The sequence below is a fragment of the Pueribacillus theae genome (assembly GCF_003097615.1).
Lineage (GTDB): Bacteria > Bacillota > Bacilli > Bacillales > UBA6769 > Pueribacillus > Pueribacillus theae.
Genome location: NZ_QCZG01000122.1, coordinates 1 through 427 on the forward strand (window position 1 = coordinate 1; position 427 = coordinate 427).

Annotated in this window: 1 tRNA gene; it reads left to right on the top strand. The window is 48.7% G+C overall.

Annotated features, from left to right (window positions below):
* Positions 1 to 152 precede the first annotated feature (152 nt).
* Positions 153 to 228 (top strand) — tRNA-Ala (locus DCC39_RS18965).
* Positions 229 to 427 lie beyond the last annotated feature (199 nt).

The window sequence follows — 427 nt, forward strand, 5'->3', positions numbered from 1 at the left end:
TCAGCCGGTTAGAGCGCACGCCTGATAAGCGTGAGGTCGGTGGTTCGAGTCCACTCAGGCCCACCATCCCAGAAGTCAGATGACTGAAGCCAGAAGTCGGAAAAGGCTTCGAAGGAATACCCAGTATCTGACGTCCGGCTGTACTCTGTCATGGGGCCTTAGCTCAGCTGGGAGAGCGCCTGCCTTGCACGCAGGAGGTCAGCGGTTCGATCCCGCTAGGCTCCACCAAATAATTGATGAAATATGTAAAGCGAATTAGAAACAAGAAGATCAAGGAAGTGAACGAACACCGGAGCGTATTAAGATACGTGAGGATGTGAGTGAAACTGACGCAGAGATTCGACGTTTATTATTCGCTTAGATGTTCCTTGAAAACTAGATAACGACATCCACATAATCAAGAATCAGTATGTTGGCAAATGAAGAG